We start from the raw sequence: 25,370 nt of genomic DNA, 5'->3' as shown, positions 1-25,370 counted from the left end.
CTTCGTTTTGCTATTCGTGAAGGTGGTCGTACTGTTGGTGCCGGTATCGTCTCTAAGATCATTGAATAAATAATGCTTGTTGAGTGCTTTGATTATTGAAGGCACTTTGTATAACAGGGAAATAAAGAGCATGAACAGTCAGAATATTCGCATTCGCTTGAAAGCGTTTGATCATAGAATTCTTGATACGTCGACGCGTGAGATCGTATCGACTGCTAAACGTACCGGTGCAAATGTCCGTGGTCCCATTCCGCTTCCGACGCGGATTGAGAAGTTTACGGTCAATCGTGGACCGCATATCGATAAGAAAAGTCGTGAGCAGTTTGAGATGCGAACACATAAGCGTCTTCTTGACATTGTTGATCCAACGCCGCAAACAGTGGATGCGCTTATGAAGCTCGATCTTTCTGCTGGTGTGGATGTAGAAATTAAGCTCTGAGGTTTGAGGACAGAAGGAACAGACCCGATGCGTTCAGGTGTAATAGCACAGAAGCTGGGCATGACCCGTATTTATAATGATGCTGGTGAGCATGTGCCGGTGACGGTACTTCGTTTGGAGAATTGTCAAGTCGTTGCTCAGCGTACAGTTGAAAAGAATGGTTATACTGCTGTTCAATTAGGTGTAGGCTTTGCTAAGGTTAAGAATACTTCACAAGCTCTTCGTGGACATTTTGCTAAGGCTTCTGTTGAGCCTAAAGCCAAAATAGCAGAGTTTCGTGTGAGTCCCGACAATCTTCTTGATGTTGGTACTGAGATTACAGTGGAACATTTTGTTCCAGGACAAAGAGTTGATGTGACTGGTACCAGTATTGGTAAGGGGTTTGCTGGTGTTATGAAACGACATAACTTTGGTGGGCATCGTGCTTCTCATGGTAATTCGATTACACATCGTGCTCATGGTTCTACAGGGCAGTGCCAAGATCCTGGTAAAGTTTTTAAAGGTAAAAAAATGGCTGGCCATATGGGGCAAGTGCGTGTAACAACACAGAATATTGAAGTTATTTCCACTGATAGTGAGCGTGGTTTAATTTTAGTGCGTGGTGCTGTTTCTGGTTCTAAAGGTTCTTGGATTTTGATACGGGATGCTGTGAAGAAGCGTCTTCCTGATAATGCTCCAAAGCCTGCTGGTATTCGCCGTCTTGTGAAGGAGAAAGCGGAAATGGTTACTCCGGTGACGGAAACCTCTGAGGTTGAGGGAGCCTAATAATGGATCTTGTAATTAAAACTCTTGATGGTAATGAAGCTGGCAAATTAAAGGTTTCTGAAGCTATTTTTGATCTTGTTCCGCGTGAGGATATTTTGCAACGTGTTGTTCGTTGGCAGCTTGCACGTCGTCAGCAGGGAAGTCATCAATCCCAAGGTCGTTCTGATGTGTCGCGAACAGGGGCAAAAATGTTTAAACAGAAAGGAACTGGGCGTGCTCGACATTCATCTGCACGTGCACCGCAGTTTAGGGGTGGGGGTAAGGCACATGGACCGGTGGTTCGTAGCCATGCGCATGATCTTCCTAAAAAGATTCGTGCTCTTGGGTTACGTCTTGCTTTATCTGCAAAATTAAAAGCAAAAGATTTAATTATTGTGGATGAGTTGACTGTTAAGGATGCTAAAACGAAAATGCTTGTTTCTCATTTTTCTAAGCTTGGATTTAATAACGCTCTCTTGATTGATGGTAAAGAGATTGATATTAACTTTTTTCGTGCAGCCTCTAATATCCCTAATATTGACATTTTGCCTATTCAGGGAATTAATGTTTATGATATTTTGCGTCGCAGCAAACTTGTTTTATCAAAAGCAGCTGTTGAGGATCTTGAGGAGCGTTTTAAATGACAGATCTTCGCCATTATGATATAATTATTAGTCCAGTTATTACTGAAAAGGCGACTATGATTTCTGAATATAATCAAGTTGCTTTTAATGTCGCGCCGAAAGCGACGAAGCCTGAGATTAAGGCTGCTATTGAAGCGCTTTTTAGCGTAAAAGTTAAAGCAGTTAACACGATAGTCCGTAAGGGTAAAGTGAAGCGTTTCAAAGGTATAGTTGGTCGGCAGAGTGATGTCAAAAAAGCGATCGTAACTCTGGCCAGTGGTCAGACTATCGACGTTTCGACAGGTCTTTAAGAGGCTCGGAGATAGGAATAATGGCACTTAAGCAGTTTAATCCAACGACACCTGGGCAGCGTCAGCTTGTTATTGTGGAACGTTCTTGTCTTTATAAGGGAAAACCTGTAAAGATGTTAACTGAAGGTTTGTCTTCAAAGGGTGGACGTAATAATCGCGGTCGTGTTACTGCTCGTTTTCAGGGTGGTGGACATAAACGTAGTTATCGGTTTGTCGACTTTAAGCGTCTTAAACGTGATGTTTCAGCAAAAGTTGAGCGTTTAGAATACGATCCTAATCGTACCGCTTTTATTGCTTTAATCCGCTATGAGGATGGGCAATTGAGTTATATTCTTGCACCACAGCGTCTTGGTGTTGGTGATTCTGTTATGGCTGGTTTAAATGTGGATGTTAAACCAGGTAATGCTATGCCTCTTGCTAATATGCCTGTAGGTACAATTATTCATAATGTTGAGATGAAGCCAGGGAAAGGCGGACAGATTGCACGTTCAGCAGGTGCTTATGCGCAGTTGGTTGGACGAGATCATGGTATGGCTATTCTTCGTTTAAATTCTGGTGAGCAGCGTTTGGTTCCGAGTAGCTGTTTTGCAACTGTTGGCGCTGTTTCAAATCCTGATCATGGGAATATTAATGATGGTAAAGCAGGTCGGTCACGTTGGCGTGGTAAGCGTCCACATGTTCGTGGTGTTGCTATGAACCCCGTTGATCATCCACACGGTGGCGGTGAAGGTCGTACATCGGGGGGGCGCCATCCAGTATCTCCTTGGGGTAAACCTACGAAAGGTAAGCGTACGCGCTCCAATAAAGCTACTGATAAATTTATTATGCGTACGCGTCATCAACGCAAGAAATGAGAAAGGTAGTCTGAGGTGGTTCGTTCAGTGTGGAAAGGTCCGTTTGTTGACGGCTATCTTCTTGGTAAAGCAGAGAAGGTACGTTCAAGTGGGCGCAACGAAGTTATAAAAATATGGAGTCGTCGCTCTACTATTTTACCGCAATTTGTTGGTTTAACTTTTGGTGTTTACAACGGTAATAAGCATATTCCTGTTTCTGTTTCTGAAGAGATGGTTGGGCATAAGTTTGGTGAGTTCGCTCCTACCCGAACTTATTATGGTCATGGTGCCGATAAGAAAGCGAAGAGGAAGTAGGAATGGGAAAAGCTAAAGTTTCGCGCCAGCTTAAAGATAATGAAGCAAGAGCTGTCACGCGGACAATTCGTGTTAGTCCGCAGAAGCTTAATTTAGTTGCTGCAATGATTCGTGGTAAAAGAGTTAATGTAGCGCTCGCTGATTTGATGTTTTCACGCAAGCGTATTGCTGCTACTGTGAAAAAAACGCTTGAATCAGCAATTGCAAATGCAGAAAATAACCACGATCTTGATATTGATTCGCTTGTTGTGGCGGAAGCTTATGTTGGTAAGTCGATAGTGATGAAGCGCTTTCATGTTCGTGGTCGAGGGCGTGCTAGTAGAATTGAACGTCCATTTTCGCATCTTACTGTTATTGTTCGTGAAGTTACCGAAAAAGTGGAGGCCGCGTAATGGGGCAGAAGATCAATCCAATAGGACTTCGTCTTGGTGTTAATCGGACTTGGGACTCTCGTTGGTATGCTGATAGTGGTGAATATGGGCGCCTTCTTCATGAAGATTTGAAAATTCGTTCATATGTGCTTGAGGAGCTTAAACAGGCAGCTATTTCTAAGGTTGTTATTGAGCGTCCTCATAAAAAGTGTCGTATTACGATTCATTCTGCACGTCCTGGTTTGATTATTGGTAAAAAGGGTGCTGATATCGAAAAGCTTCGTCGTAAGCTATCAGAAATGACGGATGCTGAAACTTCATTGAATATTGTGGAGATTCGTAAACCGGAGATTGATGCGACAATTATTGCGCAATCAATTGCTCAACAGTTAGAGCGTCGTGTTGCTTTTCGTCGTGCAATGAAGCGTGCTGTTCAGTCTGCTATGCGTCTTGGTGCGGAAGGTATTCGTATCAATTGTTCTGGCCGTCTTGGTGGTGCTGAAATTGCTCGTATGGAATGGTATCGTGAAGGTCGTGTTCCACTTCATACCTTGCGTTCTGATGTTGATTACGGTACAGCAGAAGCTAAGACCGCTTATGGTATTTGTGGTATTAAAGTTTGGGTCTTTAAGGGTGAGATTCTTGAGCATGATCCGATGGCTTCAGAACGTCGTGCTACGGAAGCTGATCAATCTGGTTCTTCATCGAATCGTCGCCGCGAAAATGCTTAGTTTTTGAGATTGAACTAAAATTTGGAGTAGAGAACAATGTTGCAGCCAAAGCGCACAAAGTTCCGTAAACAGTTCAAAGGCCGTATTCACGGTTTTGCGAAGGGTGGTACGGATTTGAATTTCGGTGCCTACGGTTTGAAGGCTGTTGAGCCGGAGCGGGTCACTGCTCGTCAAATTGAAGCGGCGCGTCGTGCGATTACACGTTATATGAAGCGTTCTGGTCGTGTGTGGATTCGTATTTTTCCAGATCTTCCGGTTACATCTAAACCGACTGAAGTTCGTATGGGTAAAGGTAAGGGAAGTGTTGATTATTGGGCTGCACGTGTTGCTCCTGGGCGCGTCATGTTTGAGCTTGATGGAGTTCCGGAGGATGTTGCACGTGAAGCACTAAGATTGGGTGCTGCAAAGTTGCCTATAAAAACGCGTTTCATCCAGCGTATTGCTGAATAGTGAGGTTAAGCGATGAGAGCCACAGAATTACGGGCGCAAACGCTCGACCAAATGAAAGATGAATTGGCTAAGTTAAAGAAAGAGCAATTTAATTTGCGTTTTCAAAAAGCAACAGGTCAATTAGAAAAGACTGCGCGCGTTAGACAAGTTCGTCGTGATATTGCGCGTATTAAAACTTTTCTTCGTCAAAAGATAAGTGAAAGTAAGGTTTAAGGAAATAAGAGATGCCTAAACGCGTTTTGCAGGGTGTTGTTATTAGCGACAAAAGTGATAAGACTGTTGTTGTCAAAGTTGAACGCCGTTATTCTCATCCGCTTCTTAAGAAGACTGTTCGGCAGTCTAAAAATTATAAAGCGCATGACGAAAACAACCAATTTAAGATTGGGGATCAAGTTTCTATTCAAGAATCTAGACCAATTTCGAAAGATAAATGTTGGATTGTTGTAAAAGACAATGTAGCGTAATGAGTTAAGCTTATTGTTTTAGAATTTAACAGTGTGGTTATCATTGATAAATTTGAAGGCGATAACTTTATCGTTATTTGGCAGGCAAATCCGAGTGTGTAAAAGGTACAATCGGATATATGTGTTAAGAGAAGGTGGCCAGTCATGATTCAGATGCAAACAAACCTCGACGTTGCTGATAATTCTGGAGCGCGTCGTGTCATGTGCATCAAAGTGTTAGGCGGTTCAAAGCGGAAATATGCTTCGGTCGGTGACATTATTGTTGTTTCGGTTAAGGATGCAATTCCTCGTGGACGTGTTAAAAAAGGTGATGTTATGAAAGCTGTTGTGGTTCGTACTGCTAAGGATATTCGTCGCGCAGATGGTAGTGTCATTCGTTTTGATAGTAATGCTGCGGTTTTGGTGGATAATAAAAAAGAGCCGATCGGTACTCGTATCTTTGGACCTGTTCCCCGTGAATTGCGTGGTAGGAATCATATGAAGATCATCTCGCTTGCTCCTGAAGTTCTGTAAGGAGTAAATGTTATGCAGAAGATTCGAAAAGGTGATAAAGTTGTTGTTTTGTCCGGTAAGGATAAAGGATGTAGTGGTGAAGTAATTAAGGTTAGTCCAAAAGAGAATAAGGCTTTTGTTCGTGGGATTAATATGATTAAACGTCATCAACGTCAAACGCAGAAGCAAGAAGCTGGAATTATTTCTAAAGAAGCTCCGATTCATCTGTCTAATTTGGCGATTGCTGATCCTAAAGATGGTAGGCCTACACGTGTAGGCTTTCGTGTGAATGCAGATGGTAATAAGGTTCGTTTTGCCAAGCGTTCGGGAGAGTTGATTAATGGCTGAGGAAAGACAAATACCGCGTATGAAAGCGCATTATTTTGAAGTGATTCGTAAAGTGCTTCAAGAGAGGTTTAATTACAGAAATGCAATGCAAATTCCGCGGATTGATAAAGTTGTAATAAATATGGGGATAGGTGAAGCAACTGCTGATTCCAAGAAACCTTCCCTTGCCGCTGAGGATTTAGGGCTAATAACGGGTCAGAAGGCTGTTGTTACGCGTGCGCGTAATTCTATTGCGACCTTTAAGGTTCGTGAAGGAATGCCTCTTGGGGCTAAAGTTACATTGCGTAAAGATCGTATGTTTGAGTTTTTAGATCGTCTTGTGACGATTGCTCTTCCGCGGGTTCGTGACTTTCGTGGTTTAAATCCAAAGAGTTTTGATGGTCGTGGCAATTTTGCTATGGGTATTAAAGAACACATTGTGTTTCCAGAAATCAACTATGATAAAGTTGATCAAATTTGGGGCATGGATATTATTGTTTGTACGACAGCAAAAACGGATGATGAAGCTCGTGAGTTATTGCGTGCTTTTAATTTTCCTTTTCGTTCGTAACGGCAAGCGTAGTGAGGTGAAATTATGGCCAAAGTAAGTGCCGTTGAAAAAAATAAGCGTCGTGAGTTGATGGTAAAGTGCTATGCTGCTCGTCGTGCACGTTTGAAAGCAATAGTTATGGATCAGAAGGTTTCTCTTGAAGAACGTTTTAAAGCTTCTGTTCAGTTGGCAGAGTTGCCGCGTAATTCTTCGAAAGTTCGTATTCGTAATCGCTGTGAGGTTTCAGGTCGTCCGCGGGCTTATTATCGTAAATTAAAAATGTCGCGAATTGCGTTGCGTGAGCTTGGCTCTATTGGCTATATTCCTGGTATTGTAAAGTCTAGTTGGTAAGAGGAGATTATTTAATGTCTATGTCAGATCCTCTTGGTGATATGTTAACACGTATTCGTAATGCACTTGGTCGTAAAAAAGGTAAAGTAGTTACTCCAGCTTCGAAGCTTCGTGCACACGTTCTTGATGTTCTTCAGTCGGAAGGTTATATTCGCGGATATAATCGAATTGATTTAGGTGATGGGAAAGCTGAAATTGAAATCGAATTGAAGTATTTTGAAGGGCTGGCTGCTATTCGTGAGATTTCACGTGTATCAAAGCCAGGGCGTCGTGTGTATGTTTCTGCTAAGTCACTTCCTCAGGTGGCAAATGGCCTTGGTATTTCGATTTTATCGACTCCTAAAGGCGTCATGGCAGATCATGAGGCGCGTGAACAGAATGTTGGTGGAGAACTCCTTTGTCGTGTTTTCTAAGTTATGTCAAGAAAACGGAAGAAAAAGTAGGTTAGAACAATGTCTCGTATTGGAAAGAAACCCATTTCAATTCCTTCTGGAGTTACTGCTACTGTTGAAGGTCAGCTGGTTAAGGCAAAAGGTCCAAAAGGTGAGCTGAGTTACATCGTCAATGATGAAGTCTTAGTCAAACTTGAGGACAATATCATATCAGTTATGCCGCGGGATCAGTCAAAAGATGCGCGTTCTAAATGGGGTATGTCGCGCTCAATGATTGAGAACATTTTTTGTGGTGTGAAAGATGGTTTTGAAAAGAGGTTGGAGATTAATGGGGTTGGTTATCGTGCTGCTTTGCAGGGTAAGGATGTTCAACTATCTCTGGGTTTTTCGCATGATGTGGTTTATAAAGTTCCGTCGGGTGTTACTGTGACTGTTCCTAAGCCAACGGAAATTGTTGTTTCTGGAATTGATAAACAGCAAGTTGGACAAGTTGCAGCGGAGATTCGTGAGTATCGTAGGCCTGAGCCTTATAAAGGTAAAGGTGTTAAGCATGCAGATGAACGTATCTTCCGTAAAGAAGGTAAAAAGAAATAAGGATTTTGTATTATGGTTTCATCTAAGGACATTATCCAACGTCGTGCAAGGCGTGTTCGTCGTAGAATTAAAATGGTTTCTCATGATCGTCCTCGGCTTAGTGTTTATCGTTCAAATCAGAACATTTATGCTCAAGTTATCGATGATTTGCGGGGATGTACACTTGTTTCAGCCTCTACTCTTGAAAGTGATTTGAAAAAATCGTTAAAGAGTGGTGCTGATAAAAAGGCGGCCTTTGCTGTTGGTAAGTTAATTGCTGAGCGTGCGAAGAAAGCGGGTGTTAATGAGGTGGTTTTTGATCGTGGAGCGTATGTGTACCATGGTCGCGTCAAAGCTTTAGCTGAAGCTGCTCGTGAAGGTGGTTTGAATTTCTAAAATTTCTTATTTATGAATGAGTAAGGAGAGTTTAGAGTATTTCGTTTAAGTTCTTCCAGTTTGATGAGGGACTTTGTTATCGTGCTTCCGGAAAAGAAAAAGGAATGAGGAATGGCACAAAAAGAACGTGGTGAGAGAGAAGAACGCGATAATGAATTTGTCGATAGGCTCGTTCATATCAATCGTGTTGCTAAAGTTGTAAAGGGTGGTCGGCGTTTTGGTTTTGCCGCTCTTGTTGTCGTTGGAGATCAAAAAGGGCGTGTGGGTTTTGGACATGGTAAAGCCCGTGAAGTTCCAGAAGCCGTTCGTAAAGCAACGGAATCTGCAAAACGTGGGATGATTTATGTTCCGCTTCGGTCTGGGCGTACATTGCATCATGATCTTGAAGGTCGTCACGGAGCTGGGCGTGTTTTGCTACGTTCGGCTTCTGCTGGTACTGGTATTATTGCTGGGGGACCGATGCGTGCTATTTTTGAAGCTCTTGGTATGCAGGATGTCGTTGCAAAATCACTAGGATCGTCGAATCCTTATAACATGGTTCGTGCAACATTTGATGCATTGAAACATCAAGTGCATCCTAGAGATATTGCTGCTCAACGTGGTATAAAGTATTCGACTTTGCAGGCGCGTCGTCGCCATTTAGTCGACCTAGAAGGGTAGTTTCTGAGATTATCAGAAAAGGAATTAGGAAATGGTTCAGAAAAAATCTCAGAGTGGTAAAACTGTGACTGTGGAACAAATTGGAAGCCCTATTCGAAACTCACAGATTCAGCGTGCAACCTTAAAGGGGCTTGGACTAAATAAAATGCGTCGTCGGCGCGTTTTAGATGATACACTTTGTGTGCGGGGTATGATTGCTCGGGTTCGGCATCTTGTTCGCGTTATAGATGAAGGTTAAGGGTTGCGGGAGTATTAGATATGAAACTCAATGAACTGCGTGATTGCGAAGGCGCAACAAAAAATCGTAAGCGTGTTGGGCGTGGTATTGGTTCCGGTATGGGTAAGACTGGTGGTCGTGGTGTAAAAGGGCAAAAGTCACGTTCTGGTGTTTCCCTTAATGGTTTTGAAGGTGGGCAAATGCCTATCTATCGTCGTTTGCCAAAACGTGGATTTAGGAATTTCTTTGCTAAAACCTACAATGAAGTTTCACTAGGACGTATTCAGTTGGCAGTTGATGCAGGTAAGTTGAATATTGAAAAGCCTGTTGATATGGTTTCTTTGAAAGAGGCTGGTATTATTCGTCGTGAAAAAGATGGGGTTCGTCTTCTTTCTGCTGGTGATTTGAAAACTAAGATTACCTTTCATGTTTCTGGTGCTTCACAAGCTGCTCGTGTTAAGATTGAAAAAGTGGGTGGTCAGGTTATTCTTCCTGATATTGCTCGATAATTTTTTAATATGAATAGAGACCTAAAGAAGAATGATATCTGTTTTGTGGGATCTTTTGTGGAGAATTGTTTAAGTTCTGCATTTGTTTATGTATGCATATATGAATTTTAGGATTATACTTCTGTGATTTAAAGAACTGGAGTGTAAAGTGGAGACGTTTTATGGCATCAGCAGCAGAGCAATTTGCTTCCAATATAAACTTCGGCACCTTTTCGCGTGCAACTGAATTAAAGAAACGTATCTGGTTTACTCTGTTGGCGCTTCTTGTATATCGTTTTGGCACTTACATCTCTCTTCCAGGTATCAATATCGATGCTTTGCGGCAAACATTTGAACATCACGCGTCGGGTGTATTAGGACTCTTTAATATGTTTGCTGGAGGTGCCGTTGGGCGTATGGCTATTTTTGCGCTGGGTATCATGCCTTATATATCGGCATCTATTATTGTGCAATTGTTAACATCTATTATTCCTTCTTTGGAAACTCTTAAAAAAGAAGGAGATTTAGGTCGTAAGATTATCAATCAATATACGCGTTATGTAACAGTCGTATTGGCAATCCTACAAGCTTTTGGTATTGCGGTTGCGCTTGAAAGCGGTATAGGGTCGGGGCTTCAAATTGTTTTAGAACCAGGTCTTATGTTTCGTATTTCTTCTGTTATTACGCTTGTTGGCGGAACGATGTTTCTTATGTGGCTTGGCGAGCAAATTACGTCACGTGGTATTGGTAATGGGGTTTCTCTTATCATTTTTACAGGGATTGTAGCCAACTTTCCTTCTACTTTTGCTCAGCTTTTGACAGCTCATAGTCAGGCTGATTTATCAACTTTTCTTTTAATAGGAATCGTTCTTATTGCTGTTTTGGTTATTGGGCTTATTGTTTTTATAGAGCGTGCGCAACGGCGAATTCTTATCCAATACCCGAAACGTCAGGTCGGTAATCAAATGTTTCAAGGAGATATGTCGCATCTTCCTTTAAAGTTGAATACTGCTGGTGTTATTCCACCTATTTTTGCTTCATCTTTATTATTATTACCTGCCACTATTAATAATTTTTCTGATAAAATGCCACAATGGGTTCAGGAGATTTCTTATGCTCTTGGTCATGGACAGCCACTTTATATGATTGTTTATGCATTTTTAATGGCGTTTTTTTGCTTTTTTTATACAGCTATTGTGTTTAATCCAAGTGATACTGCAGATCAGTTGAAAAAACATTCTGGTTTTATTCCAGGGATTCGTCCAGGTGAGCGTACAGCCGAATATATTGATTACGTTTTGACGCGTATTACTGTTGTGGGGGCACTTTATATTATCTTGGTTTGTTTGTTACCTGAATTTATGATATCTGCATTACAGGTTCCTTTTTATCTTGGGGGAACATCCTTGTTGATTGTTGTTACTGTTACACTTGATACGGTTGCTCAAATTCAGGGGCATCTTGTTGCCCACCAATATGAAGGGTTGATAAAAAAATCAAAACTTCGTGGAGGTAGAAGGAATCGATGAGAGTTATTCTTTTAGGTCCTCCTGGAGCGGGAAAAGGTACGCAAGCAAAAATGTTGACTGAGGAATATAGCATTCCTCATTTATCAACAGGGGATATGTTGCGTGAGGTGATTGCCAAAGAAACGGAGATTGGTAAAAAAGCTAAAGCTATTATAAGTTCTGGTGCTTTGGTACCTGATAGTATTGTTAATCAAATCGTATCAGATCGGATTGATGAAGCTGATTGTGTAAACGGTTTTGTTTTGGATGGATATCCGCGAACTGTAGGGCAGGCAGAAGCGTTGCAACAGATACTGAATTCAAAAAATACGCAGCTTAATGCTGTTATTGAGTTGTGTGTTGATGAAGACGTGTTGATTGAACGTATGAAGAAGCGCGTTGAAGAAACAATAGCGGCTGGTGGACAGGTTCGTTTAGATGACAATCCTGTTGCTTTTGCAAAAAGATTAGTAGAATATCGTGAAAAAACAGCTCCCTTATCAAAATTTTATTCAGAGAGGGGAATGTTGAAGGTTATTGATGGAATGATTGGTGTTGCTGAAGTGACACGTATGATTAGAGGGTTTCTTTCATGAGATTTTTTTAGAAATAAATGAAAAGAGTTGACTTTTGAGATGAAATCTATCAAAAGTGAATTTAATTTATTTTAGTGAAATAATAGGATTCGGAAGAATTTTTTTCTGATTCTATTTTTTTCTATAAGGTATATCAGGTATTTTATAACAATTTGTCAAAAATAACTAAGGAGAGTAGGCGTGGCTCGTATTGCTGGCGTCAATATCCCGACAAATAAGCGTGTAATTATTGCGCTTCAATATATCCACGGGATTGGACCAAAATTTGCTCAAGAAATTATTGAAAGAGTTGGCATTCCTTTGGGGCGTCGTGTGCATGAGCTTTCAGATGCTGAGGTGCTGCAGATTCGTGAGGCAATAGATCAGGGGTATCAAGTTGAAGGTGATCTTCGTCGTGAGGTTGCTATGAATGTTAAGCGTTTGATGGATCTTGGTTGTTATCGAGGATTGCGTCATCGCCGGTCTTTGCCTGTCCGAGGACAGCGTACACATACGAATGCTCGTACGCGTAAAGGTCCGGCTAAGGCAATCGCCGGTAAGAAGAAATAAGGGCCTTTGTGGAAGGTTTTTATATGTTCTTTTTCTTGTTTGATTTGTTTGACAAGGAAAAAAAGGTGGAGCTGCTGATGTTACGGCAGTGATGAGATCGTTGAAAGGGAAATTATGGCCAAGGAATCCGCACGTGTTCGTCGTCGCGAACGTAAAAATATTTCATCGGGTGTTGTTCATATTAATTCAACATTTAATAACACAATGATTACTATTACTGATGCTCAGGGTAATGCAATTGCTTGGTCATCTGCGGGAGCTCAGGGGTTTAAAGGTGCGCGTAAATCGACACCTTTTGCTGCTCAAGTTGCTGCGGAGGATTGTGCAAGAAAAGCGCAAGAGCATGGTATGCGTTCTTTGGAAGTTGAAGTTTGTGGACCTGGATCAGGGCGTGAATCTGCTCTACGAGCATTGCAATCTGTTGGTTTTGTCATTACTTCTATTCGCGATGTAACACCAATTCCTCATAATGGATGTCGTCCGCGGAAAAGGCGGCGTGTTTAATTGGGTGTTGTTTTTTGTTGTCGGAGATTTCTCTGATGTTCACATTGGTCGTTACGATTGAATGGTAACGGAACTAAAGAACGGGAATAAAAATATGATCCAGAAAAACTGGCAGGAACTTATTAAACCCAATAAGGTTGAATCATGTGCACATGATAATCCAAATATTATAAGTGTGATTGCTGAACCTCTTGAGCGTGGTTTTGGTTTAACGTTAGGAAATGCGCTTCGTCGCGTTTTGTTATCTTCGCTTCGTGGTGCTGCTATTACTGCTGTGCAGATTGACGGTGTCTTGCATGAATTTTCATCGATTCCAGGTGTGCGTGAGGATGTTACGGATATTATTCTGAATATAAAAGAAATTGCGCTTCGTATGGAAGAAGAAGGTCCTAAACGTGTCGTCGTTTATAAAGAGGGGCCTGGTGTCGTGAAAGCGGGAGATATCAGTACAGTTGGGGATATGGAAATTCTAAATCCAGATCATGTTATTTGTACTCTTGATGAAGAAGCTGAAATTCGTATGGAATTTATTGTCAACACAGGAAAGGGGTATGTTCCATCTGATCGTAATTGTGTTGATGATGCACGTATAGGGCTTATTCCAATTGATAGTCTTTATTCACCGATCCGTAAGGTATCTTATAAAGTAGAAAATACACGCGAAGGTCAAGTTCTCGATTATGATAAATTAACGCTCACGATTGAAACAAACGGTGCTGTTAATGGTGAGGATGCTGTTGCTTTTGCAGCACGCATTCTTCAGGATCAATTATCGTTATTTATTAACTTTGAAGAGCCACAGAAGGAGCCTGTTGAAGAGGCTGATTCTGAGCTTTCTTTTAATCCTGCTCTTCTCAAAAAAGTGGATGAATTAGAACTTTCAGTTCGTTCGGCAAATTGTCTTAAGAATGATAATATTGTCTATATTGGTGATCTGATTCAGAAAACAGAATCTGAAATGCTTCGGACACCGAACTTTGGTCGAAAATCGTTGAATGAGATTAAAGAAGTTTTGGCGTGTATGGGTTTACATCTTGGGATGGAGATTCCTGCGTGGCCGCCTGAAAACATTGATGATCTTGCAAAACGTTATGAAGATCAATATTAAAATTAGAATTTAAGGAGAGGGCTTATGCGCCATAGTAAGTCAGGACGCAAGTTGAACCGTACTGCCAGTCACCGTAAAGCGATGTTTGCAAATATGGCAACTTCGTTGATCGAGCATGAGCAGATTGTGACAACGCTTCCAAAAGCTAAAGAAATTCGTCCTATTGTTGAAAAACTTGTTACTCTTGGTAAGCGTGGTGGTTTGCATGCGCGTCGGCAAGCTATTGCAGCACTTCGTGATGCAGGAAAGGTTGCGAAATTATTTGATACGCTTGCGCCACGTTATGCATTACGCAACGGTGGGTATTTGCGTATTATGAAAGCGGGGTTTCGTACCGGTGATAATGCGCCCATGGCTGTTATAGAATTTGTTGATCGTGATGTTGAAGCGAAGGGTGCTGGGGATCGTGCTCGCATGGAAGCTTCTGAGAATGAAAAGGGAACATCTTCGTAGAGTTTTTTATTCTGTTGGATTTTTAAAGGCCGCCTTGTCTTGGGCGGTTTTTTTGTGAGCATTTTTAAGTTTGTTTTAGTTGAGAAATAGGTGCAGAGAGAAAATTATAGAATATTGAATTATCTTATTTTTATAATATTTATTGTTCAAATAGGTTGTTTTTATTCTCTATTATGAAATATTAATAGAGGTCCTTAATTTGCGGGGATACGTTTTTTTATTCTATTAATCTTCAACAGAATGTGCTGATTTTATAAGGAGTGGATTATGAGGTGTTCTTTTTGGGTGCGGATTTTTTTTGTAATTATGATGCAGATATCATTTGATCATGTATATGCTCATGTTCCTCAAACACAAACAGAAATCACTCTTTCATTTGCTCCTTTAGTTAAAAAGACAGTTCCATCTGTTGTAAATATTTATGCAGCTCGACAAATTAGAGCTAGATCACCTTTTGAAGGCGATCCATTTTTTGAGCAATTTTTTGGTCGTTTTCAAAATAAATTTCCTGTTCGTAAGCAATCGTCATTAGGATCAGGGGTGATTGTTGATGCACGTGGTTTGATCGTTACAAATTACCACGTCATTAAAGATGCAAGCGAAATTAAAGTGGCTTTTTCTGATGGACGGGAGTTTGAGAGTAAGGTCGTGCTCAAAGATGAAGCAACTGATATTGCAATTCTTGAAGTTAAGGAAAAAGATGCTCAATTTCCGGTTCTTTCTTTGGGAAATTCTGATACTGTTGAAGTTGGTGATCTTGTTCTTGCTATTGGTAATCCTTTTGGTGTTGGTCAAACAGTTACAAGTGGTATTGTTTCAGCGCAAGCGCGTACACGTGTTGGGATTTCTGATTTTGACTTTTTTATTCAAACAGACGCAGCCATTAATCCAGGGAATTCTGGTGGCGCTTTAATTGATATGAAAGGTCAGTTAATCGGAATTAATACGGCTATTTATTCGCGTTCCGGTGGTTCTGTAGGGATTGGTTTTGCTATTCCAGTTAATCTTGTAAAAGTAATGCTTGATACTGTTAAACGCGGTGGAAAATATTTTGTGCCGCCTTATATTGGGGCTTCTTTTCAAAATGTTACACCTGATATTGCTGGTGGTTTAGGTTTAGAACGTCCCTATGGTGCTCTGATTATTGAAGTTATCAAAGATAGTCCTGCTGAAAAAGCTGGATTGAAAGTAGGTGATGTTATTTTGAGTGTGCAGGGGGTACGCGTTGACAGCCCAGATAGTCTTGGGTATCGTTTGATGACAGCTGACGTTGAGCATAGTCTTGCTTTGGAATATTTACGAAGTGGAAAAACTTTAAAAACACAAATAACAGTTTCATCGATATCAGAAACTGCATTTTTAAAATCTGAAAAAATTACGGGTGAAAGTCCTCTTGCTGGTGCTGAGGTGTTAGATTTAACACCGCAAAATAGTCGACGTTTTCATCTTCCTATATCTGCAAAAGGGGTTGTGATTACCAATCTTGAGGAAATGAGCAATGCTGCTGGAATTTTTCAGTCAGGAGATATTCTACGTGTTGTAAATGGCCATAAAATTCAAACAGTTCATCAGTTGAAAAAGGTTCTTATGCAAGGTCACTCAAATATGTGGCAATTGGAATATGAACGTGATGGTATGTATATTCGCCAATTTATTCGTTGAGGTTTTTTTGAAGAAAGATTTTTTTACTTCGTCGTTTGATTTTCAAGTTAATAAAAATCAGCCACTAGCAGAAAGAATGCGCCCTTGTTCTCTCAATGATGTTGTGGGACAAAAGCATTTGATTGGAGAGGATGGTTTGCTTTCACGTATGGCGGCAACAGGCTCAATTGGATCGATGATTTTTTGGGGACCTCCAGGGACGGGAAAAACGACCGTTGCACGTTTGTTAGCCCTTGAAACAAATTTCGCGTTTGAACAGGTTTCTGCTATTTTTACAGGAGTTTCTGAACTTAAAAAGATTTTTGAAGTTGCGCAGAGGCGTTTTATATCTGGGGATAAAACACTTCTCTTTGTTGATGAAATTCATCGGTTTAATCGTGCACAGCAGGATAGTTTTCTTTCTGTGATGGAAGAGGGTACTGTGGTACTTATAGGTGCAACAACCGAAAATCCTTCTTTTGAACTGAATGCTGCCCTTCTTTCGCGTGCACGTGTTTTAACATTTCTTTCTCATGATCATGAAAGTTTGGACATGCTTTTGAGGCGTGCTGAAGAAGTGGAGGGAAAAACTCTTCCCTTGGATAATGATGCCAGAGACGTTTTGATAGAGATGTCTGATGGTGATGCGAGGGTTGCGTTAACATTGGCAGAGGAAGTTTGGTCTATTGCACCATTGGGAGAGATTCTTGATGTTGTTGCTTTGCAAAAAGTTATTCAGCGTCGTGCGCCTATTTATGATAAAGGACGAGATGGGCATTATAATCTCATTTCAGCGTTGCATAAATCCGTTCGTGGATCTGATCCTGATGCTGCGCTTTATTATTTGGCACGTATGTTGGATGCTGGTGAAGATCCTCTCTATATTGGGCGAAGATTGGTTCGTATAGCCGTTGAAGATGTTGGTTTGGCGGATCCTCAAGCTCTTGTCATTTGTAATGCAGCAAAAGATGCCTATGATTATTTAGGATCACCAGAAGGAGAATTGGCTTTGGCGCAAGCATGTCTTTATGTTGCAACTGCGCCAAAGTCAAATGCAGCATATCTTGCGTATAAAGCAGCACTGCGTTGTGCACGCAAAAATGGCTCTTTACCACCTCCTAAGCATATTCTTAATGCTCCTACGAAATTTATGAAGGAAGAAGGGTATGGAAGTGGTTATTGTTATGACCATGATGAACCAGATGCTTTTTCAGGACAAGAATATTTTCCCGAAAAACTTGGGCGTCAGAGTTATTATAAACCAGTTGAGCGTGGTTTTGAGCGTGAAATTGTGAAACGTCTTGAGTGGTGGCAACAGTTGCGCAAAAAACGTAAAGATCAAAATAAAATTTGAGTTGAAATACGTTTTTTATTGATCTCTTATGTTATTGTATGAGAAATTTAGCTTATATTTTAAACATTTATTGCATTGCTTGTAGAGATTTTTTTTTGATATCTCCAAAATTGCATATTTTTTCAAATTTAAATATGTCATTCAACTTTTAAGCTGCTTTATTTTTTTTGGTTTTTATTAAATAATATATTGACTTATAATGATAATTGACTGTTTCGTAAGTTGAATGAAAGTTTCAAATACCGTAAATTTCTCTCATCCCAAGTCTGTTATTTGTTGAAGCAATCAAGTTATTCGCTTGCATGTTACAAGCAGGATTAGCGTGTGATAAAAACTGTACAAGAAAGGACTAAAAATCCCTCTTATGAATCGTCTCAAGTGCCGAGAGCTGTCGCAACATTGGGGGATGATAAATAGTGTGATGGTGCCGGCTTGCTCCTTCTATAGAGTAAAGATGGTGGTGCCTAAAGGGTTTTGCAGTATACCACATTCATAGGTGTTGTCACAAAATGAGCTTGGAAGTTTTGAGAGATGTTTCTTAAATCAAGTGCATGAATATGCAACACAATAGCGTTTTGTTCTTCGATGCAATAGGGTATGAGGTTGATTGATGATGCGTTTTTTGTGTGATCAATAGTGGGAGAATTCTTAGTCTCTCAAGTATTTAATCAAAGGGATAAGCAGAAGGGTTGTAGAACATTGTGTTTAAAATTAAATTGTTCCTTTTCTAGAGAGATATAAATATGTTAACTATGCTCCCATAGAGATATTACTTTATTGAAGTTTATTATGTGTCATAAGATAAGCAATGCCAATTCTTTATTGTGATGGTCATGAATGTTTATGGACATAATGTGGAGATAGGAATGGAAATAGTCTGTGAAAATCTAAACTCAAGCCTTTAGTTAAATTAAAAGTACAGTGTACACTAAAGTTTTAGGTTATTATGGATTCGGTCAAGGATATAATCGTGGATAAAACAAAAGCTCTCGATGCTGCTCTCTCACAAATTGAACGTTCTTTTGGTAAAGGCTCGATTATGCGTCTTGGGCAAAAAGAGCAGGTTGTTGAAATTGAAACAATTCCAACAGGGTCGTTATCCTTGGATATTGCTTTAGGGATTGGTGGATTACCGAAGGGGCGTATTGTTGAGATTTATGGACCAGAAAGTTCTGGGAAAACGACATTGGCTCTCCATGCTATTGCTGAGGCACAGAAAGGTGGTGGGATTTGTGCTTTTATTGATGCAGAGCATGCGCTTGATCCTATTTATGCGCGTAAGCTTGGTGTTGATTTAGAAAACTTGTTCATTTCTCAGCCAGATACCGGTGAACAGGCATTGGAAATTACAGAAACGTTGGTTCGTTCTGGTGCCGTTGATGTGCTTGTTGTGGATTCTGTCGCAGCTTTAACACCGCGAGCAGAAATTGACGGTGAAATGGGTGATGCTTTGCCCGGATTGCAAGCTCGGTTAATGAGTAAAGCGTTACGAAAATTAACCGCAGCAATTTTTCGCTCTAACTGTATGGTTGTTTTTATTAATCAAATTCGCATGAAAATTGGTGTGATGTTTGGTTCTCCTGAAACGACAACGGGTGGAAACGCTTTAAAGTTTTATGCTTCTGTTCGTTTAGATATTCGTCGCATTGGATCCATTAAAGATAGGGATTCAATCGTTGGTAATCAGACGCGCGTTAAAGTGGTGAAAAATAAATTGGCACCTCCATTCAAACAGGTTGAGTTTGATATTATTTATGGTGAAGGTATTTCCAAAGTAGGTGAATTGATTGATTTGGGTGTCAAGGTTGGTGTTGTGGAAAAATCTGGTGCATGGTTTTCTTATAATTCTCAGCGTTTAGGGCAGGGGCGTGAGAATGCAAAGCAGTTTTTACGTGAACATGTGGAAATAGCTACAGAGATTGAAGCAGCTTTGCGCCAAAATGCTGGTTTGATTGCGATTGAATTGTTAGAAAATGCAGGGTCAGAAAATATAGAAAGTGATGAAGCCATTTGATGGGGCGTTTTTTTCGTTTATAATTTTTTTCCTTTAAGATTTTTCTGTTTTTTTGTTTGAGTTTTTAAATACGCAGTCGTTGTTTCTCAATTTTTTAAAACAAATATTCCATTTTTGATTAAATTGACTCCATGCGTGGCGAAGAGGATTTAATGAGGGGGATTTTTCTTTTATGGTTTTGTGCTGTATTGAGCAGGTGTCAACATGAATAGTGTTAATAATATTCGGTCAATATTTTTGGATTATTTTCATCGTAATGGGCATAAAGTTCTTTCTTCTAGTCCGCTTGTTCCGCGGAATGATCCTACACTTATGTTTACAAATGCAGGGATGGTGCAGTTTAAAAATGTTTTTACTGGACTTGAACAACCTTCTTATACGCAGGCAACAACGGCACAAAAATGTGTTCGTGCGGGTGGAAAGCATAATGATCTTGATAATGTTGGTTATACGGCGCGCCATCATACATTTTTTGAAATGCTGGGTAATTTTTCTTTCGGTGATTATTTCAAGGAAGAAGCTATTTTTTTATCATGGAATCTTTTAACAAAGGAATTTTGCCTGCCAAAAGATAAATTGTTGGTGACAGTTTATCAGAGTGATGATGTTGCTGCTGAACTGTGGCGTAAAATTTCTGGTCTTCCAGATGAAAAAATTGTCCGTATTGCGACGGCTGATAATTTTTGGTCGATGGGAGAAACAGGCCCTTGTGGGCCTTGTTCGGAGATTTTTTATGATCATGGTGATGAAATCTGGGGCGGTCCTCCTGGAAGTGCTAATGAAGATGGGGATCGCTTTATTGAGATTTGGAATCTTGTTTTTATGCAGTATGAGCAAGTTTCCAAGGAAGAACGTGTTAACTTACCTCATCCTTCTATTGATACCGGTATGGGGTTAGAGCGTATTGCAGCTGTTTTACAGAGCGTTCATGATAATTATGACATTGATCTTTTTCGTGCATTAATTGACGCGTCAGAAGAAATTACAGGGATTGAGGCAAAGGGTGATTTTATTGCCAGCCATCGTGTCATTGCTGATCATCTTCGCTCATCTGCATTTTTGATTGCTGATGGTGTGCTTCCTTCTAATGAAGGAAGAGGATATGTTTTACGTCGTATTATGCGTCGTGCTATGCGTCATGCGCATCTTCTTGGTGCTAAAGAGCCCTTAATGTGGCGACTTTTGCCTGCTTTAATTCGCGAAATGGGACAAGCTTATCCTGAGTTGGTGCGTGCTGAATCTTTGGTTTCAGAAACTTTAAGGTTAGAAGAAATACGTTTTCGTAAAACGCTTGAACGAGGACTTGGTTTGTTGAACGAAGCAAGTACCGATCTTAAAGAAGGGGACTATTTGAATGGTGAAGTTGCTTTCAAGCTCTATGATACCTATGGTTTTCCACTTGATTTGACGCAAGATGTTCTTCGTCGTCGAGGAATCTCTGTTGATGTTGGTGCTTTTGATAAAGCGATGGAACGCCAAAAAGAGGAAGCACGTGCCAATTGGTCTGGTTCTGGAGAAGCTGTAACAGAGAAAATCTGGTTTTCTGTTCGTGATCAAGTGGGGGCCACAGAATTTTTAGGTTATGAAACTGAGACAGCGAAAGGTATTCTTACAGCTCTTGTGTGTGATGGTAAAATTGTTGATCATATTTTTTCAGGTCAGAAAGCTATGCTTGTTGTTAATCAGACACCTTTTTATGGTGAATCTGGTGGGCAAATTGGTGATAGCGGTATCATTTCTAGTGAAAATTTTATTTTTAAGGTGCATGATACCCAAAGAAAGGGCGATGGTGTTTTTATCCATATTGGGGAGGTGAAATCTGGTCAGGCATCGAGGTCTGATTGTGTAGAATTAATGGTTGATATTGTTCGTCGTAAGAAAATTCGTGCGAATCACTCTGCTACTCATTTGTTACACGAAGCTTTACGCCAAACATTGGGGGACCATGTTACACAAAAGGGTTCTCTTGTATCGCCAGATCGGTTGCGTTTTGATTTTTCCCATCCAAAATCTGTTTCACCAAAAGAGTTGAAAAAAATAGAAGATTTAGCCAATGAGATTATTTTGCAAAATAGTAGAGTGATAACGCGCCTCATGGCTGTAGATGATGCCATTTCTGAAGGAGCCATGGCATTGTTTGGTGAAAAATATGGTGATGAAGTTCGTGTTGTTTCTATGGGGGAGCCACTTGAACAGGGAAGATTAAAAAAGCGTTGGTCAATTGAGCTTTGTGGAGGGACACATGTGGAGCGAACAGGTGATATCGGTTTGATTCATATTGTTTCTGAAAGTTCTGTTTCAGCTGGAGTGCGGCGTATTGAAGCTTTAACAGGCAAAGAAGCACGTCTTTATCTTAGCCGCCAAGATGAACGTATTCATGAAATTGCTGATCTTTTAAAAATTTCTTCTGTTGGCGTGGAAGAACGGGTGCGAATTTTGCTTGATGATCGTCGTAAACTTGAAAAAGAATTGAATGATGTACGCAAGAAAATGATGTTGAGTGGTGGAATAACAGAAAGGAGCCAAGATGATATTATCATCATCAATGGGTTTTCTTTTACCGGACGCGTTGTTAAAAATATTTTACCACGGGATCTTAAGGCGCTTGTCGATTCTGAGAAAAAACAAATTGGATCTGGAGTGGTTGCTTTTATTAGTGTCTCGGAGGATGGAAAAGGGAGTGCTGTTGTCGGTGTTACGGATGATTTAACGGATAAATTAAATGCTGTAGATCTCGTTCGTATTCTTTCAGCGATGCTTGGTGGTAAAGGTGGAGGTGGCCGTCCTGATATGGCGCAGGCTGGTGGTCCTGAGGGGAACAAAGCTGAGGAGGCATTTGCGGCACTAAAAGATTTTCTTGAAAAAAATTAAAGAATGAAATCATTCTGCATAGGTGTTTTTCACATTGTTATATTTGGTTGGCATCTATGTATCATGAATATCTGTCTGGTGTATTTCTGAAATGCAGATACAGCGTAATTGGGGAAAATACAATTGTAAAGATAAAGACAGTGTTTGTCTTTATCACCACTTTATCATTTGGCTTTATAGCTTCCAAGCGTTTCAGGAATCACCTTTTTAAGATAAGATAGATTATGCAGCACTTCATGCTTTGCTGTGTATTCTTTTACTAGGGAGACTAGTTATTATGTTGCTCTTATAGATTTTTTGAAGAAACATCTCTTTTTATGAAAGAAAAATATAAGATTTATTGCATACGATTATCCTTATAAAGTTATAAGCTGTCATTATTCGATTAGTTTTCAAATGAATAAAATCTCTTTCCTTGAAAAGGCTTATAAAAGCGTTGTTATATCTTAGAGCTATTGTTTTCATTTTGCTTGTTATGTACAAGAAAACAGTTTTTTGGTTTATTATTAAAAGGTCTTGAAAGGAATATTCTCCTATCTTTATAAATCTTTATTTCATATTATAAAGTAATGAATTATCAATATGAATCAAAGGAATATCACATAAATCTAAAGATTTAGATTAACATCTAATTTATTTATGATAAAATTGCTTTAATACATTGAGTTATAATGATAATTTATCGTTTTATCTTTTGAATAAGAGCTACGAATATTCGTAGGATTTTATTATTTCAAATTCTGTGTATGTTAAATTAATCAAAACCACTCACGAATGTCGTTGTGAAATGGGCTTAAGAGCATTGAGAAATGTTTTTTAAAAAAAGTCATATGAATGTGCAAAACAATGATGTTCTGTTCTTTATGAGAGGACTATAAAGAAAGTGATAAACAAAGTGCAACGCAATACATAATATTCATTATTTAAAAGATATTTCTTTAGTTCGTTTTGAAATTCGTAAAGCTGAGTAAAAAGAAGACGGTAAAACTGGAAATTGTTTTTACCTTTACATTTTCCCTAAATGAGAATGTATACTCGTCAATATTCACAGATATAGGGAAATATTTTTGTCCCAATCTAGTAAAATTGCAATAGCAGAGAAAATACTAGACTGTTTTAATATTTTTCTTAAATACCTAAAATGGATTGTGGTATTTTTAGAAATCTTTTTACTTGTATCATATATAAGCACTCTTGTTATTCTGAGGAGGATTTTTTTGCTTGAAAAGAGTGTCAATTTTATGATGCTATGGCTTCATGTAAGGGGATAACATTTTCTCCTTCTCTTTTTGGTGGTTTGATTGTTAAACCACTTGCCTTTAAAAATTTAGAGAAACGTCCCCCTCTATCGATTAATTCTTGAAAGTTTCCTTTTTCCATTAAGTGACCATGATCCAGAAAGAGTATCACATCAGCATTGCGTACTGTTGAGAGGCGATGTGCTATAATAAAAGTAGTACGGTTATGGCTTATACAATCGAGAGCATCTTTGACTCGTGCTTCTGTTTCAACATCAAGAGCGCTTGTTGCTTCATCTAGAATGAGAATAGGGGCATTTTTTAAAACAGCGCGTGCAATTGCTAGTCGTTGTTTTTCTCCACCTGATAATTGAGATCCTCGTTCGCCCACTATTGTGTTATAACAATCAGCTTTTTTTAGAATAAAATCGTGAGCTTCTGCTATTTTTGCTGCTTCATAAAGTTCTTCATTCGTTGCGCTCGCTTTTCCTATTGAAATATTGTCATGAATAGTACGGTTGAAAAGACCCGAGTCTTGAAATACTGTTGCTAGAGATTTGCGTAAAGATTCGCGATTGATTGAGCATATATTTATTCCATCAATGGAGATATGCCCAAGGGTAGGGTCGTATACGCGCTGCAACAGATTGATCAATGTTGTTTTTCCAGCCCCTGTTGGTCCTACAATCGCAACAGTTTGTCCTGCTTTAACTTCAAAGGAAATATCAAAAACACCTTGAGAAGAATTTTGGAATTGATAGGTCACGTGATGAAATTGTATGGCGCCTTTAACATTTTGGAGGGAAGGAAGATTTTGCGGTTCGTTGATATGAAAGGTTGAGTCTTCCATTTCAAAAAATTCTTGCAGTTTTGCTTGTGAGGATATTGCACAATTAATAAAACTGCTCATTTGGTCTAGGCGGCTAATCATGAGTTGTGCAAATCCAACAAAAGCAACGACTTCACCTACTCGTAATTGATCTTTTGCAACAAAAAAAGCTCCAAGGAGAAGAACACAAACGATTGAAATTGTTGAAGCCATTCGATTTAAGCCACTGGCGAGCGCCCACCAATTGAGAACAGGATTTTGTGCTTTAAGAAGAGCATTTGTATGTTGATGCAGTATGGAAGTTTCTTCTTTTATTCGGTTATAACTTTGTACAATGGAAACATTAGAGATTGAATCACTGACATGCTTAAAAAGGTTATGATGATAGCATTCTACAGCGGCTTGTCCGTCTTTTGTTTTTCGCATCACTAAACGTGCAATTAATACATAAATGATGGCAAGCACAACCAAGACTATTGAAAGACGCCAATTCATATTAAACGCTATGGGGATGAGAACCAATAAGGCGACAAGCGTTGAGAGATGTTGGCGCATAAAATCAAGCCATATGGTTGACATGGAATCTATTGCGCGCAAAAGTGTATGGAGTGCGTTGGAAGTTCCACGTTGTTGATGCCAAATTAAAGGCATGGCAATGATACGTTCGAAAGATTCCGTTAAAACCGTTAAGCGGCGTCTATGGGCTAAGCGGTCAGCACCGCGAGCAACAAGGACATAAGCAATAATATGTGAAAGTCCAAAACAAACCCAAATGGCAAGAGTAGGGATGATAGCTGTTTTGTCTGTAATAGAATCAATAACTTGTCCAAATAAAATAGGTTCTGCAATAGTGATAATAGCTAATATAACATTAGCGGTACAGATTAAAAGGGATGCATTTTTTTCTCTATTTAGGTAAGTGAGAACACGTGCATAGGTTTTGAATAAGGACACGGTTAATTATCTCCATTCGCTATT

General features: G+C 39.8%; 32 protein-coding genes and 1 pseudogene. 32 read left to right on the top strand and 1 reads right to left on the bottom strand.

Annotation, left to right across the window (positions count from 1 at the left end):
• From ACFIL2_RS06230 to alaS, 32 genes and pseudogenes are all read left to right on the top strand, one after another.
• A pseudogene (locus ACFIL2_RS06230) lies at positions 1-69 on the top strand (elongation factor Tu); the annotation flags it as partial.
• A 61-nt stretch (positions 70-130) separates the two neighbouring features.
• The gene (gene rpsJ, locus ACFIL2_RS06225; RefSeq protein ID WP_005773267.1) at positions 131-439 is read left to right on the top strand and encodes a 30S ribosomal protein S10; all 309 of its coding nucleotides are present in this window, start codon (positions 131-133) and stop codon (positions 437-439) included.
• A 27-nt stretch (positions 440-466) separates the two neighbouring features.
• Positions 467-1,204, top strand: a complete 738-nt coding sequence (gene rplC / locus ACFIL2_RS06220; RefSeq protein WP_273791404.1) for a 50S ribosomal protein L3 — start codon at positions 467-469, stop codon at positions 1,202-1,204.
• Between the two features lie 2 nt (positions 1,205-1,206).
• A complete protein-coding gene (gene rplD / locus ACFIL2_RS06215) occupies positions 1,207-1,827 on the top strand; it encodes a 50S ribosomal protein L4 (RefSeq protein WP_375680622.1) in 621 nt (206 codons plus the stop codon).
• Positions 1,824-2,117: a 50S ribosomal protein L23 gene (locus tag ACFIL2_RS06210; RefSeq protein ID WP_273723987.1), complete on the top strand. Its 294-nt coding sequence runs from the start codon at positions 1,824-1,826 to the stop codon at positions 2,115-2,117. Before rplD ends, ACFIL2_RS06210 begins: the two co-directional genes overlap by 4 nt.
• A 20-nt stretch (positions 2,118-2,137) precedes the next feature.
• Positions 2,138-2,971, top strand: coding sequence for a 50S ribosomal protein L2 (gene rplB / locus ACFIL2_RS06205; RefSeq protein ID WP_375611474.1), 834 nt, complete (start codon positions 2,138-2,140; stop codon positions 2,969-2,971).
• A 15-nt stretch (positions 2,972-2,986) separates the two neighbouring features.
• Positions 2,987-3,265 carry a 30S ribosomal protein S19 gene (gene rpsS, locus ACFIL2_RS06200; protein ID WP_375617719.1) on the top strand — a complete coding sequence of 93 codons (279 nt, stop codon included), beginning with the start codon at positions 2,987-2,989 and terminating at the stop codon, positions 3,263-3,265.
• Positions 3,266-3,267: 2 nt separating this feature from the next.
• On the top strand, positions 3,268-3,657 hold the full coding sequence (gene rplV / locus ACFIL2_RS06195) for a 50S ribosomal protein L22 (protein ID WP_273791407.1): 390 nt from the start codon (positions 3,268-3,270) through the stop codon (positions 3,655-3,657).
• Complete coding sequence (rpsC, locus tag ACFIL2_RS06190; protein WP_273791408.1) at positions 3,657-4,367, top strand: 30S ribosomal protein S3; 711 nt, start codon at positions 3,657-3,659, stop codon at positions 4,365-4,367. Before rplV ends, rpsC begins: the two co-directional genes overlap by 1 nt.
• 36 nt (positions 4,368-4,403) lie before the next feature.
• Positions 4,404-4,817 carry a 50S ribosomal protein L16 gene (rplP, locus tag ACFIL2_RS06185; RefSeq protein WP_375611475.1) on the top strand — a complete coding sequence of 138 codons (414 nt, stop codon included), beginning with the start codon at positions 4,404-4,406 and terminating at the stop codon, positions 4,815-4,817.
• A 12-nt stretch (positions 4,818-4,829) separates the two neighbouring features.
• Positions 4,830-5,030, top strand: coding sequence for a 50S ribosomal protein L29 (gene rpmC, locus ACFIL2_RS06180; protein WP_375606714.1), 201 nt, complete (start codon positions 4,830-4,832; stop codon positions 5,028-5,030).
• Positions 5,031-5,041: 11 nt separating this feature from the next.
• A complete protein-coding gene (rpsQ, locus tag ACFIL2_RS06175; protein WP_012231991.1) occupies positions 5,042-5,281 on the top strand; it encodes a 30S ribosomal protein S17 in 240 nt (79 codons plus the stop codon).
• Positions 5,282-5,425: 144 nt separating this feature from the next.
• Positions 5,426-5,794: a 50S ribosomal protein L14 gene (rplN, locus tag ACFIL2_RS06170; protein WP_004855715.1), complete on the top strand. Its 369-nt coding sequence runs from the start codon at positions 5,426-5,428 to the stop codon at positions 5,792-5,794.
• Positions 5,795-5,806: 12 nt separating this feature from the next.
• Complete coding sequence (gene rplX, locus ACFIL2_RS06165) at positions 5,807-6,121, top strand: 50S ribosomal protein L24 (protein WP_375617722.1); 315 nt, start codon at positions 5,807-5,809, stop codon at positions 6,119-6,121.
• A complete protein-coding gene (gene rplE / locus ACFIL2_RS06160) occupies positions 6,114-6,671 on the top strand; it encodes a 50S ribosomal protein L5 (RefSeq protein WP_375617723.1) in 558 nt (185 codons plus the stop codon). The genes rplX and rplE overlap by 8 nt, the downstream gene beginning before the upstream one ends.
• A 24-nt stretch (positions 6,672-6,695) precedes the next feature.
• Positions 6,696-7,001 carry a 30S ribosomal protein S14 gene (rpsN, locus tag ACFIL2_RS06155; RefSeq protein WP_375617724.1) on the top strand — a complete coding sequence of 102 codons (306 nt, stop codon included), beginning with the start codon at positions 6,696-6,698 and terminating at the stop codon, positions 6,999-7,001.
• A gap of 14 nt (positions 7,002-7,015) precedes the next feature.
• Positions 7,016-7,414: a 30S ribosomal protein S8 gene (gene rpsH, locus ACFIL2_RS06150; RefSeq protein WP_375613142.1), complete on the top strand. Its 399-nt coding sequence runs from the start codon at positions 7,016-7,018 to the stop codon at positions 7,412-7,414.
• 39 nt (positions 7,415-7,453) lie between these two features.
• Positions 7,454-7,987 carry a 50S ribosomal protein L6 gene (rplF, locus tag ACFIL2_RS06145; protein ID WP_375680621.1) on the top strand — a complete coding sequence of 178 codons (534 nt, stop codon included), beginning with the start codon at positions 7,454-7,456 and terminating at the stop codon, positions 7,985-7,987.
• A 12-nt stretch (positions 7,988-7,999) separates the two neighbouring features.
• Positions 8,000-8,362: a 50S ribosomal protein L18 gene (gene rplR, locus ACFIL2_RS06140; RefSeq protein ID WP_273791414.1), complete on the top strand. Its 363-nt coding sequence runs from the start codon at positions 8,000-8,002 to the stop codon at positions 8,360-8,362.
• Between the two features lie 111 nt (positions 8,363-8,473).
• A complete protein-coding gene (rpsE, locus tag ACFIL2_RS06135; protein WP_375617727.1) occupies positions 8,474-9,022 on the top strand; it encodes a 30S ribosomal protein S5 in 549 nt (182 codons plus the stop codon).
• A gap of 31 nt (positions 9,023-9,053) precedes the next feature.
• Positions 9,054-9,260, top strand: coding sequence for a 50S ribosomal protein L30 (gene rpmD / locus ACFIL2_RS06130; RefSeq protein ID WP_375611481.1), 207 nt, complete (start codon positions 9,054-9,056; stop codon positions 9,258-9,260).
• A gap of 20 nt (positions 9,261-9,280) precedes the next feature.
• Entirely contained in the window at positions 9,281-9,748 is a 468-nt protein-coding gene (gene rplO / locus ACFIL2_RS06125; protein ID WP_375617728.1) for a 50S ribosomal protein L15, read from the top strand.
• Between the two features lie 161 nt (positions 9,749-9,909).
• The gene (gene secY, locus ACFIL2_RS06120; protein WP_375617729.1) at positions 9,910-11,256 is read left to right on the top strand and encodes a preprotein translocase subunit SecY; all 1,347 of its coding nucleotides are present in this window, start codon (positions 9,910-9,912) and stop codon (positions 11,254-11,256) included.
• Positions 11,253-11,831, top strand: a complete 579-nt coding sequence (locus ACFIL2_RS06115; protein ID WP_375633793.1) for an adenylate kinase — start codon at positions 11,253-11,255, stop codon at positions 11,829-11,831. Before secY ends, ACFIL2_RS06115 begins: the two co-directional genes overlap by 4 nt.
• A 180-nt stretch (positions 11,832-12,011) precedes the next feature.
• Positions 12,012-12,380: a 30S ribosomal protein S13 gene (gene rpsM, locus ACFIL2_RS06110; protein WP_026500557.1), complete on the top strand. Its 369-nt coding sequence runs from the start codon at positions 12,012-12,014 to the stop codon at positions 12,378-12,380.
• A 114-nt stretch (positions 12,381-12,494) separates the two neighbouring features.
• Positions 12,495-12,884, top strand: coding sequence for a 30S ribosomal protein S11 (gene rpsK, locus ACFIL2_RS06105; RefSeq protein ID WP_375680620.1), 390 nt, complete (start codon positions 12,495-12,497; stop codon positions 12,882-12,884).
• A gap of 94 nt (positions 12,885-12,978) precedes the next feature.
• A complete protein-coding gene (locus ACFIL2_RS06100; protein WP_375611485.1) occupies positions 12,979-13,992 on the top strand; it encodes a DNA-directed RNA polymerase subunit alpha in 1,014 nt (337 codons plus the stop codon).
• A gap of 24 nt (positions 13,993-14,016) precedes the next feature.
• Positions 14,017-14,445: a 50S ribosomal protein L17 gene (gene rplQ / locus ACFIL2_RS06095; RefSeq protein ID WP_375680619.1), complete on the top strand. Its 429-nt coding sequence runs from the start codon at positions 14,017-14,019 to the stop codon at positions 14,443-14,445.
• Positions 14,446-14,712: 267 nt separating this feature from the next.
• Complete coding sequence (locus ACFIL2_RS06090) at positions 14,713-16,107, top strand: DegQ family serine endoprotease (RefSeq protein ID WP_375680618.1); 1,395 nt, start codon at positions 14,713-14,715, stop codon at positions 16,105-16,107.
• Positions 16,108-16,114: 7 nt separating this feature from the next.
• The gene (locus ACFIL2_RS06085; RefSeq protein WP_375633791.1) at positions 16,115-17,440 is read left to right on the top strand and encodes a replication-associated recombination protein A; all 1,326 of its coding nucleotides are present in this window, start codon (positions 16,115-16,117) and stop codon (positions 17,438-17,440) included.
• A gap of 970 nt (positions 17,441-18,410) precedes the next feature.
• Entirely contained in the window at positions 18,411-19,454 is a 1,044-nt protein-coding gene (recA, locus tag ACFIL2_RS06080; RefSeq protein ID WP_273791424.1) for a recombinase RecA, read from the top strand.
• A gap of 204 nt (positions 19,455-19,658) precedes the next feature.
• Positions 19,659-22,325 (top strand): alanine--tRNA ligase, encoded by a 2,667-nt coding sequence (gene alaS / locus ACFIL2_RS06075; protein ID WP_375680617.1) that lies wholly within the window; start codon positions 19,659-19,661, stop codon positions 22,323-22,325.
• A 1,239-nt stretch (positions 22,326-23,564) separates the two neighbouring features.
• On the opposite strand, the gene ACFIL2_RS06070 is transcribed toward alaS, so the two are convergent.
• A complete protein-coding gene (locus tag ACFIL2_RS06070; protein ID WP_375633789.1) occupies positions 23,565-25,346 on the bottom strand; it encodes a glucan ABC transporter ATP-binding protein/ permease in 1,782 nt (593 codons plus the stop codon).
• Between the last annotated feature and the right edge of the window lie 24 nt (positions 25,347-25,370).

Source organism: Bartonella sp. AP30XZML (assembly GCF_042195945.1).
GTDB lineage: Bacteria > Pseudomonadota > Alphaproteobacteria > Rhizobiales > Rhizobiaceae > Bartonella.
The sequence above is the reverse complement of the archived record's forward strand: the minus strand, read 5'-3'. Positions and strand labels throughout refer to the sequence as shown.

What these genes read in the sequence shown, in the direction of transcription:
- rpsJ (WP_005773267.1), top strand. Translation starts at nt 131, where the DNA reads ATGAACAGTCAGAATATTCGCATTCGCTTGAAAGCGTTTGATCATAGA.
- rplC (WP_273791404.1), top strand. Translation starts at nt 467, where the DNA reads ATGCGTTCAGGTGTAATAGCACAGAAGCTGGGCATGACCCGTATTTAT.
- rplD (WP_375680622.1), top strand. Translation starts at nt 1,207, where the DNA reads ATGGATCTTGTAATTAAAACTCTTGATGGTAATGAAGCTGGCAAATTA.
- ACFIL2_RS06210 (WP_273723987.1), top strand. Translation starts at nt 1,824, where the DNA reads ATGACAGATCTTCGCCATTATGATATAATTATTAGTCCAGTTATTACT.
- rplB (WP_375611474.1), top strand. Translation starts at nt 2,138, where the DNA reads ATGGCACTTAAGCAGTTTAATCCAACGACACCTGGGCAGCGTCAGCTT.
- rplV (WP_273791407.1), top strand. Translation starts at nt 3,268, where the DNA reads ATGGGAAAAGCTAAAGTTTCGCGCCAGCTTAAAGATAATGAAGCAAGA.
- rpsC (WP_273791408.1), top strand. Translation starts at nt 3,657, where the DNA reads ATGGGGCAGAAGATCAATCCAATAGGACTTCGTCTTGGTGTTAATCGG.
- rplP (WP_375611475.1), top strand. Translation starts at nt 4,404, where the DNA reads ATGTTGCAGCCAAAGCGCACAAAGTTCCGTAAACAGTTCAAAGGCCGT.
- rpmC (WP_375606714.1), top strand. Translation starts at nt 4,830, where the DNA reads ATGAGAGCCACAGAATTACGGGCGCAAACGCTCGACCAAATGAAAGAT.
- rpsQ (WP_012231991.1), top strand. Translation starts at nt 5,042, where the DNA reads ATGCCTAAACGCGTTTTGCAGGGTGTTGTTATTAGCGACAAAAGTGAT.
- rplN (WP_004855715.1), top strand. Translation starts at nt 5,426, where the DNA reads ATGATTCAGATGCAAACAAACCTCGACGTTGCTGATAATTCTGGAGCG.
- rplX (WP_375617722.1), top strand. Translation starts at nt 5,807, where the DNA reads ATGCAGAAGATTCGAAAAGGTGATAAAGTTGTTGTTTTGTCCGGTAAG.
- rplE (WP_375617723.1), top strand. Translation starts at nt 6,114, where the DNA reads ATGGCTGAGGAAAGACAAATACCGCGTATGAAAGCGCATTATTTTGAA.
- rpsN (WP_375617724.1), top strand. Translation starts at nt 6,696, where the DNA reads ATGGCCAAAGTAAGTGCCGTTGAAAAAAATAAGCGTCGTGAGTTGATG.
- rpsH (WP_375613142.1), top strand. Translation starts at nt 7,016, where the DNA reads ATGTCTATGTCAGATCCTCTTGGTGATATGTTAACACGTATTCGTAAT.
- rplF (WP_375680621.1), top strand. Translation starts at nt 7,454, where the DNA reads ATGTCTCGTATTGGAAAGAAACCCATTTCAATTCCTTCTGGAGTTACT.
- rplR (WP_273791414.1), top strand. Translation starts at nt 8,000, where the DNA reads ATGGTTTCATCTAAGGACATTATCCAACGTCGTGCAAGGCGTGTTCGT.
- rpsE (WP_375617727.1), top strand. Translation starts at nt 8,474, where the DNA reads ATGGCACAAAAAGAACGTGGTGAGAGAGAAGAACGCGATAATGAATTT.
- rpmD (WP_375611481.1), top strand. Translation starts at nt 9,054, where the DNA reads ATGGTTCAGAAAAAATCTCAGAGTGGTAAAACTGTGACTGTGGAACAA.
- rplO (WP_375617728.1), top strand. Translation starts at nt 9,281, where the DNA reads ATGAAACTCAATGAACTGCGTGATTGCGAAGGCGCAACAAAAAATCGT.
- secY (WP_375617729.1), top strand. Translation starts at nt 9,910, where the DNA reads ATGGCATCAGCAGCAGAGCAATTTGCTTCCAATATAAACTTCGGCACC.
- ACFIL2_RS06115 (WP_375633793.1), top strand. Translation starts at nt 11,253, where the DNA reads ATGAGAGTTATTCTTTTAGGTCCTCCTGGAGCGGGAAAAGGTACGCAA.
- rpsK (WP_375680620.1), top strand. Translation starts at nt 12,495, where the DNA reads ATGGCCAAGGAATCCGCACGTGTTCGTCGTCGCGAACGTAAAAATATT.
- ACFIL2_RS06100 (WP_375611485.1), top strand. Translation starts at nt 12,979, where the DNA reads ATGATCCAGAAAAACTGGCAGGAACTTATTAAACCCAATAAGGTTGAA.
- rplQ (WP_375680619.1), top strand. Translation starts at nt 14,017, where the DNA reads ATGCGCCATAGTAAGTCAGGACGCAAGTTGAACCGTACTGCCAGTCAC.
- ACFIL2_RS06090 (WP_375680618.1), top strand. Translation starts at nt 14,713, where the DNA reads ATGAGGTGTTCTTTTTGGGTGCGGATTTTTTTTGTAATTATGATGCAG.
- alaS (WP_375680617.1), top strand. Translation starts at nt 19,659, where the DNA reads ATGAATAGTGTTAATAATATTCGGTCAATATTTTTGGATTATTTTCAT.